This window comes from Mycoplasma sp. 125 (genome assembly GCF_051549845.1).
Taxonomy (GTDB): Bacteria; Bacillota_I; Bacilli_A; order Mycoplasmatales; family Metamycoplasmataceae; genus Metamycoplasma.
This window is the reverse complement of record NZ_CP196079.1, coordinates 167,860-185,182: the sequence shown is the minus strand read 5'-3', so window position 1 is coordinate 185,182 and position 17,323 is coordinate 167,860. Positions and strand designations below refer to the sequence as shown.

Here is a 17,323-nt window from a genome sequence, read left to right as displayed (position 1 = left end):
TAAAAATTAATATTTTATCCCTGTCATTAATAAACAAATACATTATAAAAATTTCTTTTGTAATTTTATTTAGCTATCTTAAAATAACAAACATCTCCATCCTTCATTAGATAATTTCGGCCTTCTAGCATCATTTTACCTGCTTCTTTCGCTTGTTTTTCACCACCACAAGTAATATAGTCATCGCATTTAATAACCTCAGCTTTAACAAATTTCTTTTCAAAATCAGTATGAATAATCCCGGCACATTCAGCTGCGTTCATTCCTTTTTTAAACACTCAAGCTCTTGTTTCAACTTCTCCAACAGTGAAATAGGTAGCTTGATCTAATAAATAAAAACTCTTAGATATAAGTTCGGCAAGTCCAGATTTATCGATATTATATTCATTTAAAAACATTGTTTTTTCTTCATTTAAAAAGCTAGATACTTCATATTCAATTTTTATACAAATTGGAATTATATATTCATTATTTTTTTCTAATTCTTGTTTTAATCTTAAAAAATGTTTTGCTTCTGATAGATTTTTGTATGAATTTGCATCAAGATTAGCAACATAAATAGTAGGCTTAATTGTAAGAAATTGATAATTTTTAATAATTGCCAATTCCTCAGATGAAAAGTCAATATCCTTTAGCATTTTTTCATCAGATAAATAATCTTTAATTCTAACCAAAAGTTCATATTCTTTTTTTAATTCCTTATCATTTGAGTTAATTGCCTTTTTGCCAATGCGTCCTAGAACATTTTCAACCATCTGCAAATCTGCTAAAATTAGTTCTAAATTAATTATTTTTAGGTCGGCCAATGGATCAATATGATTTCTCACATGAACTATATCATCATTTTCAAAACATCTAATTACGTGTACTATTGCATCCACTTCACGGATGTTAGATAAAAACTTATTACCTAATCCTTCACCCTTCGAGGCCCCTTCGACAAGTCCGGCAATATCAACAAATTGAAATGTTGCTGGAACAATTTTTCTAGCATTAACAAGAGATGCTAAACTATATAATCTTGAATCTTCTAAATTAACTATTGCAATATTAGGTTCAATAGTAGTAAATGCGTAATTAGCTGACTCTGCTTCATTTAATGTTAAGGCTGAAAAAAGTGTGCTTTTTCCAACGTTTGGTAATCCCACAATCCCTGCTTTTAATGACATAAAAACCTCCAATAAAGAAAAAAATTTATACTAATAATTTTAATGTAATATAAGAAAATAATTTATTATTATAACAATAAATAACTCACAGAATTTAAGGTAGGTTTATTATGTATAAAAGATTCTCAAAAGGTATGATTGAGATTATCACAGGTCCCATGTTTAGTGGGAAAACCGAGGAACTACTAAGAAGATTAAGAACATTATCATATGCTAAATTTAATAGTTTAGTAATTAAGCCTGAATATGACAATCGTTTTTCTGATAGCGAAATAGTAAGTCGCTGTGGATTAAAAGAAAGAACTTTTTCAATTAAACAAATTGAAGATATTTATGAATTGCTTGACAAAGCTAAATATGATGCAATTTTAATTGATGAGGCTCATTTTTTTGGAAATAATTTAATTTCAGTGGCCGATGATTTGGCAAACAAGGGATATTTAATAATAATTGCTGGACTTGACCAAGATTATCGACGTCAACCTTTTGGACCGATGCCTAATTTAATGGCTATTGCTGAAACAATTACTAAATTGCATGCTATTTGCGTAATATGTCAAAATGTTGCAACTACTTCATATAGAAAAATAAAAAATAAGAGTTTAAATTTATTAGGTAATTACAATGAATATGAAGCTAGATGTCGTAAGTGTCATTTATTAGGTGAAAATGTTCAAAAAATAAAATAAAAAAATGGGGCGTTCGAAGGGGATCGAACCCTCGTATGCCGGAGCCACAACCCGGAGCGTTAACCACTTCGCCACGAACGCCATTTTCTAAATTGCTTTATTATTTTAACATAAATAAACGTTTTTTTACAAATTTTAGGTTTATTATCTACAATGTAAAGTAAATTTTATAAGTTTGAGTTTTTAGTAGTTGCAATCAAAAAAACACACATTTATTTTGCGTGTTTTTTTGATAAATTAAGCTTTTGTATCTAATTGAAAAAGTTCAATTTCATAAATAGTAGAATGACCTTTAAACTTAAATGGAAGAACAATTTTACCGTCTGCTTTCTTTTCTAAGCAAAGTGCTTTTCTACTATTTTTCTTATTAAAATTATTTGCAAAAAGTATTTCTTTTTTATGTCAAAGATCAACAAATTCCTTTGAGAAAATTCCTGATCCAAGGTTTTTTGCTTTGTTTTTCTTGTTAGGTCTCTTTTCGGAGAACATAAAATTATTTTTTTGATCAAAAGTAACATAGCCAAAGTAGTGATGTTCTCTTTCGTTTGATAACCTACTGTTTCCTTTTAATATAGTAATAATTGTATTTTTAACATCTTCAGTAATTGAACCAGTTGATACAATTGAATTATTATTTATTTTATCAACTATTTTTTGTTGTTCCTCAGTTAGATTTTCCTTGACATTTGCATCCGGTTGTTTTTTCTTGGCATCTGTATTTTTATTTAAGTTGTTTTTTGCTTGCTCAAGTAAATTAGACAATTTTTTGGTAGCATTTTCTATTTTTTCGGAATCTGAACTATCTTGTTTAACAACTTCCTGTTGTTTTTTTAATTCATCGTCTAATTGCTTTTTAATATCATCATGTTTTTGGTTAGTAAGAGTTTTTGAATAATCTTCCACTTCTTTAGCTATTTTATTGAATGAAGCTAGTGCTTGTAGCTTAGAATCTTTTTCTTGTTGTGCATCATCAATATCCCTTTTTGCATTTTTGGCTTTAAGTGTAGCTTCAATTAATACTGATGAAATAGAATCAATTTGCTCCTTAGTGCTTTTATCATTAATAGCGTTTTCATTTTCTTGAATGACTTTATCCAATTCATCCTTTATTGCTTTATATCTAGAATCTGACTCCAATTCCTTGCTTATTTTTTTAGCGGCATTAAGATTATTATCAAATTCAACTCTTGCCTCGATTTCATCATCGATTGGTTCAGCCATTTTTTTTGCTTTTTCTGATGCATCTTTTAACTTTTTAGTTGCTGCTTCAAATTGTTCAGCAGTACTATTATCATTAATATTTTTAACTATTTCATTAACTTCCTTTTCAAGCATGGACTTTATTTCCGCATACTTAGGACCACTCAAATATGTTAATTGATCATCGATGATATCTTTTTGCTTTTTATATTCTTGTTTTGTTTTTTCTAAAATATTATTTGTATTATCACTACCGTGTTGTTCATCTATCATTTGTTTGGATTCTTTAGCAGTATCAATAGCATTGGCTATTTTATGTTCTTGTAAATTTAAAGGTGCATATTAGCGCCAGCTATAATTATTTTACTATATTTTCAATTAGTTTTTAAAAAATTAAAATTTTGACATTAACATTTTTTTCTTTTACGTGTGAAATTAAATGCGTGTGAATCGCGAGCGCGCACACATACTTTAAAGTACAGGGGGAGAGGCGCACAAAAAACCTTAAACAGGTGTGCTTTTTCTCCCCCTTGCATTAATAAATATATTAATGCACTGTTATTTTTTATAGAAAAAAATTGTTTAAAAAAATATATTTTTTATTAATTTTTGTTAAAAATTATTTACAAACAACTATTTTTTAAGTAATTATTATATATATTTGCATATATATAATTTTCAAACACTATAAACTGGATAACAAAAAGGACTAAAAAATAAATATTAAATTATGGTGCATTTATAACCAATTTTAAAGTTATTTAAATTATTCAAAATTTTTAGTAAACATACATCAAAACTATATATTGTTCATACGTTTTTAATTGGCTTTTTTATTAAATGTGATATAAAAGCTTCTGCATTGTTATTAATAAAAAAGTCAATATTTTTATCATCAATTTCTGTTAGCCCATAAAAATTATTATTTATATATTTGCACAAAGAAAATAACAAGTTGGAACGATTTAAACCTAAATATTTTTTGATTATACTCTTATTGCTATAAATAAAATTAATTAGTTCATCATATTTTTTATTGTGCATAAAATTATTAAAAATAAGTTTTAAATCTAGATTTTCTTTAGACTTTAATTGTTCTAAACCATACTTTAATTCAGCAGAATTATTAAAAATTGCATTAATTTTTTGAAATAGATGAAATCTACATAATATGTATTTAGCCTTTATTTTCTTTGCTAAATTTGAAATTCATTTTGCTCCATCACCAAGCAGAATTAGCTTGCAATTTTTATCATAATATTTTTTAATAACTATATTTATTTGCTCGATTAAATATGCAAAACTTATCTGTTTTTTGGTTGTTGAAAAGATAAAAAAATGATTCTTATTTATTATATTTTTGTTTTTATCAAGCATAAAAAAATTTATGATTCTTGTTCTAAATTTACTTACTTTATTTTTATTTTGTTTAGTATTAAAATATGTATCATCTACACTAATATAGATTGTATTATTAGAAGAATTATCCAAACCCTTAATTAATCTATTTTGTTCAATTTTTTTATTAATATTAATTGTCTTCACATAGCGGCAAATCAAGGTTTTTGAGATATTGTATCTCATAGAAATAACACGCAAATTCGCTCCATCTAGATACCATTTTTTGCTTTTTTCTAATAAAGAAATATCAACTCTTCTTTTGAAATTATCATTCAAAAATACGTTCTTATTAAATATATAAGTATGTAAAACTTTATTATCATCATAGTATTTATATTTGGTAATTTTTATGCATAAAATCCCGAATTCTAGTTTAATTTTTCTAGTTATATATGAATGTATTAATAGCCCTTTTTGCTTACGGTCATCAGAATTTCTAAACGCTTCGTCTTCTTTTTCTATTTTTTCTTTTAGCATTTCTAATATATAGTTATCCATAAAATAATAATATTTTAAATGAAACAAAAAATATAAAAAATTCTCATAAATTAAAAAAACAATTCGCTAAAAATTTTTAATATATTCATAAAAAAGATATATAATATTAACATATTGTGAGCAGAGAGGCGCAACTCCCGCGGTCGGCTGGCAAAACGAAGGAAAAAGAAAAAGTGCGCAAAAACTAGCAACAGCTAGTTTTTTATATATAATTTGGAACTGTATGAGTATATATAAAGGAACAATTTGAAAAATAAGAGATAAACAGAAATCACTTTTTCCAATTGGTAGAAATATAGTTCTAAAAAAACATAATTAAATTTAAGGAGACAAAATGACAACACAACAATTATTTAAAGAAGAATTAGAAGAAACACTAAAAAATAAATTAGTAAATATGGATTGAGAAAAATTTGAAAATGTTGTTTTTAACAACGAAGAAAGATTTGAAAAACTATGAGACGAAGAAAATGAATTTTATAACTATTTTTTAAAAGAAAATTTAGATTTAGAAGATTTAATTACAATATCTAAAGATTATTTCGAAGCCGAAGGAAAACCTTACGCAATTATAGATTACGTTGATGATGAGCTTATTTTTGAAGGTTATGAAAACTTGAGACACGGGGATTATTTGAAAAGAAAAAGAGAATTAAACATACTTGATTCTTCGCAGAAACAAAAAATTTGCAATGAATGTAATTTTGATAATTTCGATAAGAAATCTGAAAAAGAAAATAATTATGATGACGATTTAGAGCTTGAATTATAAAATATAAAAACAAGGGTTAAACCTTGTTTTTTTATGTTAAATTATTTTATTTTTTTCTTGCCATATCTTACATAAATTGCTCAACCAGCAAATACTAACAACCCAATAAGAACCAATGATAACGGAATAATTCAAGCTAATCAAATTTTTTTAAATCTAAGCGAAGGAACCTTAAGTTTATCGAGGGGTTTAAGAGTATTTTCACCACTTTTTTTAATTAAAATCTCACCCTTTTCATTAATAATAATTTCATCCTTTGGATTTAAAATGATATTATCACTTGGATTATTTTTATTTCCATTTCTTGGTCTTAAAATGATATCTTTATCAGGCTTGTTTGTACCATTATCTTTTGGTACAACTATAATTTCCTTATCAGGTCCAATAAGGATTTTATCTTTTGGATTTAATATTGTTTCATCATCCTTATTTTTGGGGTCGCTATTTTTTGGTTTTTTAATAATGTCTTTATCAGGACTGATAATAATTTTATCTTTTGGTCCAATAATTTCTTCACCCGCCAAATTTTTTCCATAAATTTTAAAACCTGTTTTACTATTTTGCGCAATTTCTGATTTATTGCCTTTTTTTGCAATAAGTAAAATTTCTATATCATTTATTGTTGAAATAGTATTTCCATCTTTAACTTTTTCATTATAAATAAAACTTTTTAGTATTCACTCATTCTTGCTATCTTCATAATCATAAATTTGATTTTTAAGTCCGCCGTTTATATACACATTCATACTAATAATATAATCTTCTTTATTTTTTAAATTTAAAGCTTTAACTTGTTCATTATTATTAATATGATTATTAATTACTTCTTTAATTTTTGCAATTTTTTGGACTTCGCTTAGTTTTTTGTTGCGATAAATAGCTAAATCACTTATTTTAATTTTGCTTAATGGAAAAGGTTTATTGGCACTTGGATGTATGTTTTTTATTTGTATATTAAACGAACCATCTAAATCAAGATTATTAGCATTAATTATTAAATTTAGTGGTCTTTTATAAAATAAGATTTCCAATATGGCTTCACTCAATTGTGGTTCAACTAAAAAGTCGCCAAGTTCGATACTATAATTAGTACTTTTTAAATTTGTTCTAATTTGATTATTTAAATTAGCGATTATTTCCGCTTTTATTTTATCTAATATTTTTTTCTTATCATAATAAGAATTAATGTTATCTACATCAACATTAATTGTAAAGTTAGTTCATCTATACTCATTTAGATTATATAGCGCTTTTTTAATAGCTTTAAAGGCTTTTTTATTAGTTATTCGATAATTTTGCCCCACTACTTCGACGTTAAGCAATTTTGGGGCATTTTTAGCCCTAAATGCACTAAAAATTTTATCAGGGGCAATATTATTAATAACATAATCTTTAGCATATTGCAAATTATTTATAAATGATAATTGACTTTTTACATAATCTATAATTTCTTCTCTAATTACATCTGGTTTTGAAGCATTTAGTTTTAAATCAGCAATATTCAATTTACTTATATCAAAAGGTTTATCAGCACTCTTATTTATATTCTTAACAATCAAGGTTGACTCTCCCTTTGCTATCGCTAAGTATTTGGCGCTTGGTCTTATTTTGACAACTAATTCATTTCGACTAAATAACAATTTTAATTGGTCATTTTCAATACCACTAATAAATAATCTTTGGTCTTCTCTATTATTGGTATAGTAAAAAATTTCCTTTGTGCTAGCCCTAAATGTTTTATTAATTTGTTCAATTATTTTTTTCTTAAATTCTTCTAATAATTTGTTTTCTTTTTCAGGTGTCAAATTATCAACATCATAATCAATCTCCATTTTCTTAAATTTAATATCATCAAAGTTAAATTTTGAAAGATTAATAACTGGAAATAAAATTTTTGTATAAGAATGATATGGCAATCTTGGTCTTACAATAACTTTATAAGGAAAATATGTGCTACTTTCATCATATGTTTTATTATGAGCTAAATCCCTTGCAAGTTCTTTGAGATTTTCTATTTCATAATGAGTTCCTAGTACTAATTTTGCATTATATTTTGCAATTTGTTGCTTAATCATTTCTGTAATTTTTTCTTCAATAACGGCTTCTTTTTCTTCATTATATAAATAAATTTTTTGCGCATTAAAACCAGCAAAAATTTCAAACTCGTCATTATAACCAAATTTAAATGTTCCCACAAATTCAGGGTTATTTATGTAATATTTATTTTTATATTTATCTTTTAATTTAACACTTATTTTTAAAGTTCCATTATTATAAAATAATAATGGAGTGCCTAGTTCTAAATAGCTATATTGTTTTGGATTATTAACAATATTTTTAAAGCCATTTGTTTTTATTTCGTTATCTACTTTTTGTATAAATTCTGTTCCACTATGTGATTCTGCTGCTAAGATTTTAAGTTTAATCGTGTTTCAATCTAAAACGATTAAATCCTTATTATTAATTCCATTATCTTTTTGTATTTGGCCTTGACTATTATCTTGTGAGTTTTTAGAAGAATCCTTAAATTTAAATTCATAATTTCAAATTTGATTATTTAAATTAAATCTACTATCAGCAACCGACTTAAATAAGCGTAATTTTATACCTTGTGTTGCTTCATCAAATTCATAATTAATCAAGCCAACATAATTAGAAAGCTCAAAATTGCCTAACTCCTTAATTATATTTTGTATATTTGACTTATATTTTTCTTTAAATGCTTTTTTTAGTTCTTCAAAATTAGCATACTTATAATCTCAAATTGAAAAATCAAATCTAGGTTTTATATCAATTGTTGGCTCTTGATTTGTAGCTAAAAAAGTTATATAAGTTTTTCAATATTCAACAATTTCTTCATAACTTAAAGTTTTAGCACTATCTTTATCAACCTTGTGATTTTTAGTTATATAGTTTAAGAAAAATAAACCCTGCGTTGTATTTCATAATTTATTTACAAAAGTTAAGTCCCCTTTTATTTCACTAAACAATTTATTATTGACACTTTCGTCATCTCTACCATCTATTAAAATTAGTTTATACGAGCTAACTTGTTGCTTTGCTGCAGAAGTAAATAGATATAATCCAGGCGTAGAAAAATAAGAAAATCCAGAAGTTTTAGTATCTAAAAAATTTGGTATTCATTTCTTTTGCGAATCATCCAATTTATAAACGATATATTGAGTAGTTTCTCCCAATAATTCTTTAATAGCTCCCTTGGAAACAACCGAAGCTTCGGCAATTGTTCCTTTATCATATGAAGCAATCACACCATTTGTTGTATGTAACAAATTTTGTGTTAATGGTGGTAGCATTGTATTTTGATAATAATTTCACATCTTATCTTTTGGATAATCTGCTTCATTTATCTGATATTTTTGTTTAAAATCTTTATATAAATAATTATCAAAATAATCTTTGGTTATATTAAAACCAAGTTTTGAAAAATCAATTCATACCAACTCTTTTTTTGTACCAGTTTTTTTATCTATCAGGGGATCATATTTTGGATTTGGAATATAATTGCCGTTTTTATCTAATTTTTTATTTCCATCTTTATCTTCAAGATATTGCGTAATACGATCTTTTTGGCTTCTTATCTTGTCTGGATTTCAAGCATATCATTTATAATCCTGACTTTGTGCTTTCGAATCAATAATAATTTTATAAATATAAGTATTTTTTGGCTCCTTATCAATATTTATATTATTAAAAACTTTGACCTTGATAATATACTCATTCTTTTTTAATTCTTCTTTTTCTTTAGCGCCACCTTCATTAATGTCAATGGTTGAATTATCATTGGCATTAGCTCTTTGGTCATAGAGTGTATATTTGAATTTTTGTTCTAAAACATCAATCTTAATGTTATTAATTTCTAGTGCTTCATTTTCCTTTTTAAGAGCATTAAAACTAACATCAACTGGGGCATGATAAATTCAGGTTCCTAGATTAATTGTTTTTTTATCTTTTGATATGCCTTTTTTACCATCGTTAACTAATACACCTTGATCTGTAATTAAACCTGAGGGATTATTTGGACTTTGTGCACTAAAACTAACATACTTACTTGGAATTATTTCTAATCTTTTTGGCAACTCTAGCAATTGTGCTTTGTCTGAATTATTTCAACTAATCTCAATGTTTTTATATAAATATTGCTCTTGCTTTGTAGTGTTGTTTTCAATCAAAATATTAAAAGCCTTAGAATTATTTTTTGATATTTCTCAACGAATAGAAAACCCGTCATATAAGTTTGGATTAAATGTCTTACTAAATCACTCATTTAATATTTCTTGGTTTGTTTTAAAATTTTGCAACTTTTGCGATGGTATAGCATTTATTGCTTCTGCATTATAATCTTTTTTTAAAATTAATTTATTATCACTAGTTTTTTGACTTTTAAAAGCATCCATAAATTTTTGTTTAAAATAATTGTATGCTTTATCATTACTATCTTCATAATCATAAACAATAGTAGCAGTAATAGTACCTTTTTTAGCAATTCAATACATTTCCTTTGATTTTATGTTTTCATTAATTCTTTTGTAATATATTTCATCAATTGTTTCAGAAACGCTAAAACCACTAATTCTTATTTCTTTTATATAAAATTTTTTCACATCGTGAAACTGTTTATTTAGTGTATATCTCAGATATGCATCTATCCAATCATGAAATCAACGCTCATTATTATATAAATTTGTTAGATGCCCAATTGCCCTAAATTTATCAGGATTTTTTTTAAAATTTCTATTAGTTATTTTATGGTCTTCGTGATGGCCACGTGAAACAATTTCTTGTTCAATTCAATCACTGTCATATACTAATTTTGCTTTTATTGCGTTTCATAGCTCCTCAGGGCTGGTGTTGTTTTGATTTGCTATTTGCTTTACTATATCAAAAAAATTAGAATGTTCTCTATCTGGCAAAAAAGGCACATCGTTTATAACGATATTGCCTTTTGTTTTTGTCTCTATTTTTGACAATTCTAATGGCACTTCTTCGAATCGATGGTACTTAATTGGCTGATATTTCATCTTTTGAAATTCTTTTCAATTAATCAAAGAATTAGATTCCTTATTTTTAATTACATCTTTAATAGCTTGAATTCCTCAACCTACAAATCCTATTCCTAGTAAAGCACTAAAAGTTATTAAGAATTTATGTCTTTTTTTCATTCTTTCTCCTTTAAATTATTGTTTAGATTTGAAAAATATATCTTCAATATATTCTTCGTTATTCTCTTCAATTTTTTCTTGGCTTTCCTTTAATTTCAAAACATTTGCATCAATTTTGGCACTAAAATCATTTTTAATTAGGGCAAATAATTTTGGTTCTAACTCAATTTCTTCAGTTGTAAGGCTTTTGTATATATCTCTATCTTGTGCTAATAAGACTTTTCCAAGCAACACATTTAAAAGTAAATTGACTTTATATTCAATAATGTTAAGTTTACTTTCTTGGATTAATGCACGTTTTTCTAACTTATTATAAAAAGGGCTAAGCGAGGCAAAGATCGCTTTGGAAAATGCATACCTTATTTCATTTCTAAAATTTTTTATTGATTTAATTGCTTCTGATTCTAAAATGCCCTTACGCACTAAATTATTAATTTCTTTTTGTTTAGCTTTCCCCCGAATATCTAAATCATTTTCTCATTTTTTAAAATTTAAAATATCTTCTAAATTTGTAAATCGAAAATAACCCCTTACTTCTCCATTTTTATTAGTTTTTGGTCTGCCCCCTTTTTTATTGCGTAAATCCGTGCTTAAATAGTCATAATCAATTAAATTATTTCAATCATTATCTGCATTTTTATAAAAATCTATTAATTTTGCTACTTGTTCTTTATTTTTTGGCATCTACTCTTCACTCCATCTTTTACCATCTCCTTTTTTAAATATTTGCATTGCTTCAAAATCATTGTAGTAAGTTTCCAAAATAAATCTTGTTGCATTATCAACATTAAAAATCAATTCCCCAATTCCGGCTGTGGCTAAAAACATTTTTTCGTTTTTAGTTAAACCACCCCGCGAACGATACATCTCATCTACTAAGTCAATATCTTTTTGGTTAAGTTTAAAAATCCCTGTATAAGCAAGGTTATCAAATAGCGCTTGCGATAAACCACTTACATTTAAGTTTTGTCTAAAATCACTTAAATTTTGTGTTGTTAAAATTAATGAACCGTTGTATTTTCTTATAGTTTTTACAGTATCAAATAAAAATCTCAGTGAGGCCATATTTTGTGGGTCAATAAATTTATGAGCTTCATCAACGACTAAAACAATCTTTTTATTTTTGTCTTTATTAAAGAAATAATTGTTAGTAATTCGATTCTGAACAAAACTCAAAATTAAATAAAGTGCTGCTTGCGTTGAGCTTGTTTGGTTCTTAACATCTAAGTTATAAGTATCAAGAATATTTAAGTCATTATTTAAATTAATGTTAGTGTGGCCATTATATAATGATTCATATAAACCATTATTCATAAAGTCATATAAAATTAGTAATTTAAGTTCATTAAGTTTATCTCTTAGCAAACTTTCTTCCAAGATATTAGCAAATTTAAAACCTTCAATAAATTCACAAAATTCAGTCATTGTTGGATAATCACTATTTTTTAGTTTTGATAAATCATTTTGTGTTTCATAAAAGCCTCTTTGTTTATAAAACGCGCTTAATACAATAGTTAACACTCGCAAATGTTGTTCGCCTAAATCACGATATAATAACGTAAAGAATTCTTTGATCTTTTTAATATTTTGATTAATAATAATCGTATTTTTTAATTCTAGTGCTACATCATCAACAAACATCATATCTAGTTGTAAAGGATTAATTTTTGTTTTATCCCCACGACCTAGTTCAATAATGTTTCCATTTAATTTATGAGCTAAATCGCCATATTCCCGCTGCGGGTCAAAAACAATTACTTCGTTATTATTCATAACTTGGTTCCAAATAAATTTTTCTGTTAGTGCTGATTTGCCTACCCCTGATAGTCCTAATAACGCCATTGAAAAACTGGTTCTATCTTTTGTTTTTTTAAAAATATCAAAGATAACAGGGCTACCGGAATTGATATTAAATCCTAATAAAAAGTCATTTTTATCATTTAAATCATTATTAATCCACATTCAGCCAGGAGCAATATTGCTTGAAATAATTTCTAAGTTGTTTTTTAGATAATCATTTCTAATAAAATTAGTTGAAGCGTAAGCTTCTTTTTGAATAAATAAATTTGGATTAATATTAGCACTTGTGGCATTAAAGTTTTGTTTATTAATTTGTTGTTGCTCTTTTAAATCACCCAAATCATTGGCCTTATTAATTAATGTTATTGACATATTAAAGACATTCATATGTTGGACATTTATTTGCTCGATTAAATTATTAATAACTTCTAGTGTTGCATTCTTTTTAGATTGTTTAAATTTAGATTTTTCACTTGATGAGTTTGCTTCAATAATTAATGAAGTTTTATCTAATAATTTTTGTTTTTGAGTTTCATTAAGGGGGTCTAAATTCATCACAAACGTCGCTTGGCTATCAGCCATTAGTTTAGTTCAGCCTTCACTTAATACTAAACTATTAAACTCATTAAAGCTTTGGAATGATAAATAGTAGTCATCTATCTTTACATAACTTTTTTTAAACTCAATTTGTTTTGGCTTTAACAAATTAGCTAAATTATTTTGTGTTGGTGCTAATAAATTATCACTATTGTTTTGTTTTTTAAATAACAAAAACTTTATCGTATCTTTAAATTGCTTTCATTTTGATAATTTTTTAGTTCGAATTTCATTATCATTAATTTTATGTAACATTTTGTTTTTTTCGTTTTTATCTAAAAAGCTAATGTAATCTGCTTCATCAATATTTTTTCCAGTTGAAATTGTTAATAAGTTTAATAATTCAAAATTTTTAAGTAAGGAAATTTTTAACTTTGTATTATAAAACATATTTATAATATCTTTTTGTCTATCTACTAATGTTTTTTTATCATTAGCATAAATAACCAAATAATAATAATCTGTATTTTTTACGTTGTTTAAATCTAAAAAATCATTTAGATTATGACTATAATATCCCTTAATTGTTTTATTATTTTCAATGCTTTTAGAATTTAGTATATTTTGCTTTATTAATTCAATATTTTTATCTAACAACATTGGTTCTGTTTTTTTAATAAAAGTAATTTTAAAATCAATATTATTTAAAATATGTGTTATTTGACTAAAATATGTTTCCCTATCTTCAATATCATCAGTAAAAATATCATAGCCCCTTATTTTAAAAGCTGATATATAAGTGCTTACTAATGAACCCTTAACTCTTACAATATCTTCACTTTCTAATGCTTCATAAGGAATTAAATAGCTAGTATCAGCATTCTTAGTATCTGACTTGTATTTTTTGACTTGTATTTTATATTTTAAGATTCTAATTAATAAAAAGTAATAGCGACAATTATGCTGCGCACTTTTAAACATAATTCAGAAAGTTGATAAGAAACAGCAAATTGTAATTAGTAGCCTATAACCAACATTTAATTTATTAGTAGCAAATCCAAGAGCAAAACAAAAACCTAAAATTAGAAAAAAAATCCCTAAATCTAGTAAAGTAAAATTCTTAAATATAGTTAGCTTATTTGTGCTTAATTTTTTATTTTGTAGCATTTTTTTCTCCTATATTTATTTCTATTTAGTATGTCTTGCTAAAAAATCAATAGTATCTCATTCAAGACTTTTAGCTATTTTCTTAGCTTCGACAACGTATTTGTGTCTATCATTTTCTAAATTGTTTAGTTCTTTCATTTTTACTTTAATTTGCTCATTAATCATTGCGTCATTTTTATTAGCACTGCTTAATTGTTCTATTTCTGCTCTTTTATCGCTTATTGCTTTATTCATTGTTTCCACTCTTGCATTGGTTGCTTTTCTATAATTATCTGGACTAGATGTTGCATACTCCATTCAACTTTGTTGTTGTTTAGTTTGGTCCCCTTCAAAACTTGCTTGTTTTTTAAGCGCTTTAAGGTTTTGATTTTGTGCTTGAGCATTTCCTTTATTTTCCCCAGCATTAGCAAAATTATTTGCTGCTTCTGTACTCATTCCACTTTTGCGGGCACGCATTTTATTAATACCTTGTCCAGCTTTGTTTATTCCAGCTCTACCTAATCCTTTTGCTAGACCACTGATGCCACCTTTGGCTGCCCCACCTAATATTGTTTTGGCTGCCCCACCAGCAAGACCACCTACGGCCACACCGGCCCCAAATTTGACTAAACCATTAGCAAATTTAAATCCATTTTTTAAGGCACCAAAAGCATCTTTAGCATCTCCATCTTCAACAGTTTCGCCAACAAATCCAATAATAATTTTAGATAATGATTTTATTGCAGCTGCTGCCCCTAAATAAACTATTAGTTGAAGTAATATTTTCGTCCCAAAATCAACATTATTAAGCCCTGTTTTAAAATATTTTCCAATTGCAATGATAAATATTAAATAAAATTGTAAGGACGCAATTTGTGTTAGCATTCCCAAATTCTTTTGAATATAAATCTCTTTCCATTTATGAATATTTTTTCCCCCGTCAGCGATTGAATGCGCTGCCACAAAAGGACTAATGATAAATAAAAATAATAAATGGAATGACTTAACAACAACGCTAATTGCTATTCCTCCAATAATAAATAGTGAGCCTCAACCTACGATCATATTAACTACGAACTTAACACCTAATTCAATCGGGCTAGAAACTGCTCAGTTAAATCATTCCCCAAAATTTGGACCATAGAAGTTTCCATTACTTTCTAAATGACCTTTAATTGAAGGAAATTCAGCATTAAGCTCTTCGTACATCTTTTGAATAACACTTAAATTATTTTTACTATCATCTAATGTCAGTGCTCTATTGATTAAATCAAAACCAACTGTCATTAATAAATTAAAGAAAAATAAAATAAGTGGTATGAGTACAATTATTGCTATTGCAGGCAAGACAGCTCGTACGGAACTTTTAATAGATATTTGTCCTTCTTTGCTTTCTTTCCCGCTAAATTGATATTTAATTATTACAATTAAAAAAGCTATTACTAACAAGGCAATGCTTATGATTACTGCCCCTAAAAATGCTGCAGGTACAGCATTAACTCCTAATTTAGTTGGGTCCGACGTTCCAAAGGCTATTATTTGAAAGAATTCAAATCCAAAAAATTTAATTGCATTAAAAATGCCATTCAAGATTAAAAAAGGTAAGGAAATAAATACAGCTCATAAAGCTGAAAATATTAGATATAAAATCGGCGAAAATAAGGCGACTGCAAAAGCCATTTATTCCTCCTTTTATTTTTTTTATAAAAGCTTATTTTTTTCCTAACTTCATCCAATAACGGCTGCTGCAATTCCTAAACCAATTCCAAAGACTGCAAAGATTGCTATTGCGATACCACAACCGATTCATCCCCATCTAATTTTTGTTCTTGCTTTTTTAATTTCTTCTTCATCTTTTACATTCTGTAATTTAATTCCTTGATAAATAGTATTAACTAGTGCTCCAATAAAAGCGATAAATAATAAAATTCCACAAACTACCGAGCCCCAAGTTCCTACTAATTGCATTAAATCTTTTCCCTTGGTTTTAATAGTTTCTAAAACTCTGCCGCTTTCATCTATATCTCTAATAGCTGTTGCTATTTTGCTTAATTTATTCATTGTGTATTCTCCTTTTATTTATAATGTTTTTATTTGCACATATAAATGCTTTTTTAGTTGTTTTTTACTTTTTGTTTAGCTTTTTTAGTTTGAGCTCTTTCTACATTTCCAATTCTTGCTCATCTTCGAGCTCTTCTTCTTGTTCTTTTGACTCTATTTCATTACTATAGCCTTGCCTTAATTCATTATCTTTTTTTAAATCTAATAATTCTTCTAACTTAAATTCTTCAAGATGTTCACGATATAAACTTAATACATCATTATAATCTAAAACGTTAGCTTCTCCATATACATCAATTTGCACATAATCATAATTATTTTTGGATTTTGTTGCTAATAAATATTCAGCAACATCATAAATATAAGGACTATTAATTCCATTATGCATTAAGCTCTCGTTTAATATTTCTTTAAAAGCAGAAATTTCCATAATGTTTTCATCTGCTTCAAATTCCTCAAGACTGTATCCTAAACTATCTGATTGTTGTCCTAATAACTCTTTATTATTAAGTAGTGTTAATAGTTTCTTATACTCATTTAAGTTATCTAAATTTCTCTCACCATTAATCAATCTTTGAAAAATTTGGCTATTAAATTGATTGTCATTATCCATTAGTTCATTAATTTCACTTATTACTTTTTTATAAGCTTCTTTTTCTTTGCTGTTGCTAAAACTATTTAAGTAGCTATTAAAAATTTTTATGATTTTTTTATCTTCACGATATTCTCCATTAATATCGCTTTCATTAGCAATAATTAAACCTAAATCATCATATTTAAACATATTTTTTATCTTTCTTTCGTTGTGTGTTTAAAAATACAAAAATAGATGTCTCTATTTTGAGGCATCCTTTTTTGTATTTGTGGATA

Annotated in this window: 11 protein-coding genes and 1 tRNA gene; 2 read left to right on the top strand and 10 right to left on the bottom strand. The window is 26.3% G+C overall.

The window, feature by feature from the left end; translation table 4 throughout:
- Positions 1-65 precede the first annotated feature (65 nt).
- Positions 66-1,169: a redox-regulated ATPase YchF gene (gene ychF / locus ACSH4Z_RS00790; protein WP_438340724.1), complete on the bottom strand. Its 1,104-nt coding sequence runs from the start codon at positions 1,167-1,169 to the stop codon at positions 66-68.
- A gap of 110 nt (positions 1,170-1,279) precedes the next feature.
- On the opposite strand from ychF, the gene ACSH4Z_RS00785 reads away from it, so the two are divergent.
- Positions 1,280-1,858 carry a thymidine kinase gene (locus ACSH4Z_RS00785; RefSeq protein WP_438340723.1) on the top strand — a complete coding sequence of 193 codons (579 nt, stop codon included), beginning with the start codon at positions 1,280-1,282 and terminating at the stop codon, positions 1,856-1,858.
- A gap of 5 nt (positions 1,859-1,863) precedes the next feature.
- Here the strand turns inward: ACSH4Z_RS00785 and ACSH4Z_RS00780 are convergent.
- The 3 genes from ACSH4Z_RS00780 to ACSH4Z_RS00770 form a co-directional block, all read right to left on the bottom strand.
- Positions 1,864-1,939, bottom strand: a tRNA-His gene (locus tag ACSH4Z_RS00780).
- A gap of 156 nt (positions 1,940-2,095) precedes the next feature.
- A complete protein-coding gene (locus ACSH4Z_RS00775; RefSeq protein ID WP_438340722.1) occupies positions 2,096-3,331 on the bottom strand; it encodes a hypothetical protein in 1,236 nt (411 codons plus the stop codon).
- A 450-nt stretch (positions 3,332-3,781) separates the two neighbouring features.
- A complete protein-coding gene (locus ACSH4Z_RS00770; protein ID WP_438340721.1) occupies positions 3,782-4,957 on the bottom strand; it encodes an Mbov_0401 family ICE element transposase-like protein in 1,176 nt (391 codons plus the stop codon).
- Between the two features lie 334 nt (positions 4,958-5,291).
- On the opposite strand from ACSH4Z_RS00770, the gene ACSH4Z_RS00765 reads away from it, so the two are divergent.
- On the top strand, positions 5,292-5,729 hold the full coding sequence (locus tag ACSH4Z_RS00765; protein WP_438340720.1) for a hypothetical protein: 438 nt from the start codon (positions 5,292-5,294) through the stop codon (positions 5,727-5,729).
- A 41-nt stretch (positions 5,730-5,770) separates the two neighbouring features.
- On the opposite strand, the gene ACSH4Z_RS00760 is transcribed toward ACSH4Z_RS00765, so the two are convergent.
- The 6 genes from ACSH4Z_RS00760 to ACSH4Z_RS00735 form a co-directional block, all read right to left on the bottom strand.
- Positions 5,771-10,909 carry an Mbov_0399 family ICE element protein gene (locus tag ACSH4Z_RS00760; RefSeq protein ID WP_438340719.1) on the bottom strand — a complete coding sequence of 1,713 codons (5,139 nt, stop codon included), beginning with the start codon at positions 10,907-10,909 and terminating at the stop codon, positions 5,771-5,773.
- Positions 10,910-10,924: 15 nt separating this feature from the next.
- Positions 10,925-11,593 (bottom strand): Mbov_0398 family ICE element protein, encoded by a 669-nt coding sequence (locus ACSH4Z_RS00755; RefSeq protein ID WP_438340718.1) that lies wholly within the window; start codon positions 11,591-11,593, stop codon positions 10,925-10,927.
- Positions 11,594-14,413 (bottom strand): Mbov_0397 family ICE element conjugal transfer ATPase, encoded by a 2,820-nt coding sequence (locus ACSH4Z_RS00750; protein ID WP_438340717.1) that lies wholly within the window; start codon positions 14,411-14,413, stop codon positions 11,594-11,596. It lies immediately after the preceding gene.
- A 21-nt stretch (positions 14,414-14,434) separates the two neighbouring features.
- Entirely contained in the window at positions 14,435-16,072 is a 1,638-nt protein-coding gene (locus ACSH4Z_RS00745) for an Mbov_0396 family ICE element transmembrane protein (RefSeq protein ID WP_438340716.1), read from the bottom strand.
- 42 nt (positions 16,073-16,114) lie between these two features.
- Positions 16,115-16,453: an Mbov_0395 family pilin-like conjugal transfer protein gene (locus ACSH4Z_RS00740; RefSeq protein ID WP_438340456.1), complete on the bottom strand. Its 339-nt coding sequence runs from the start codon at positions 16,451-16,453 to the stop codon at positions 16,115-16,117.
- 100 nt (positions 16,454-16,553) lie between these two features.
- Positions 16,554-17,237 carry an Mbov_0392 family ICE element protein gene (locus tag ACSH4Z_RS00735; protein ID WP_438340715.1) on the bottom strand — a complete coding sequence of 228 codons (684 nt, stop codon included), beginning with the start codon at positions 17,235-17,237 and terminating at the stop codon, positions 16,554-16,556.
- Between the last annotated feature and the right edge of the window lie 86 nt (positions 17,238-17,323).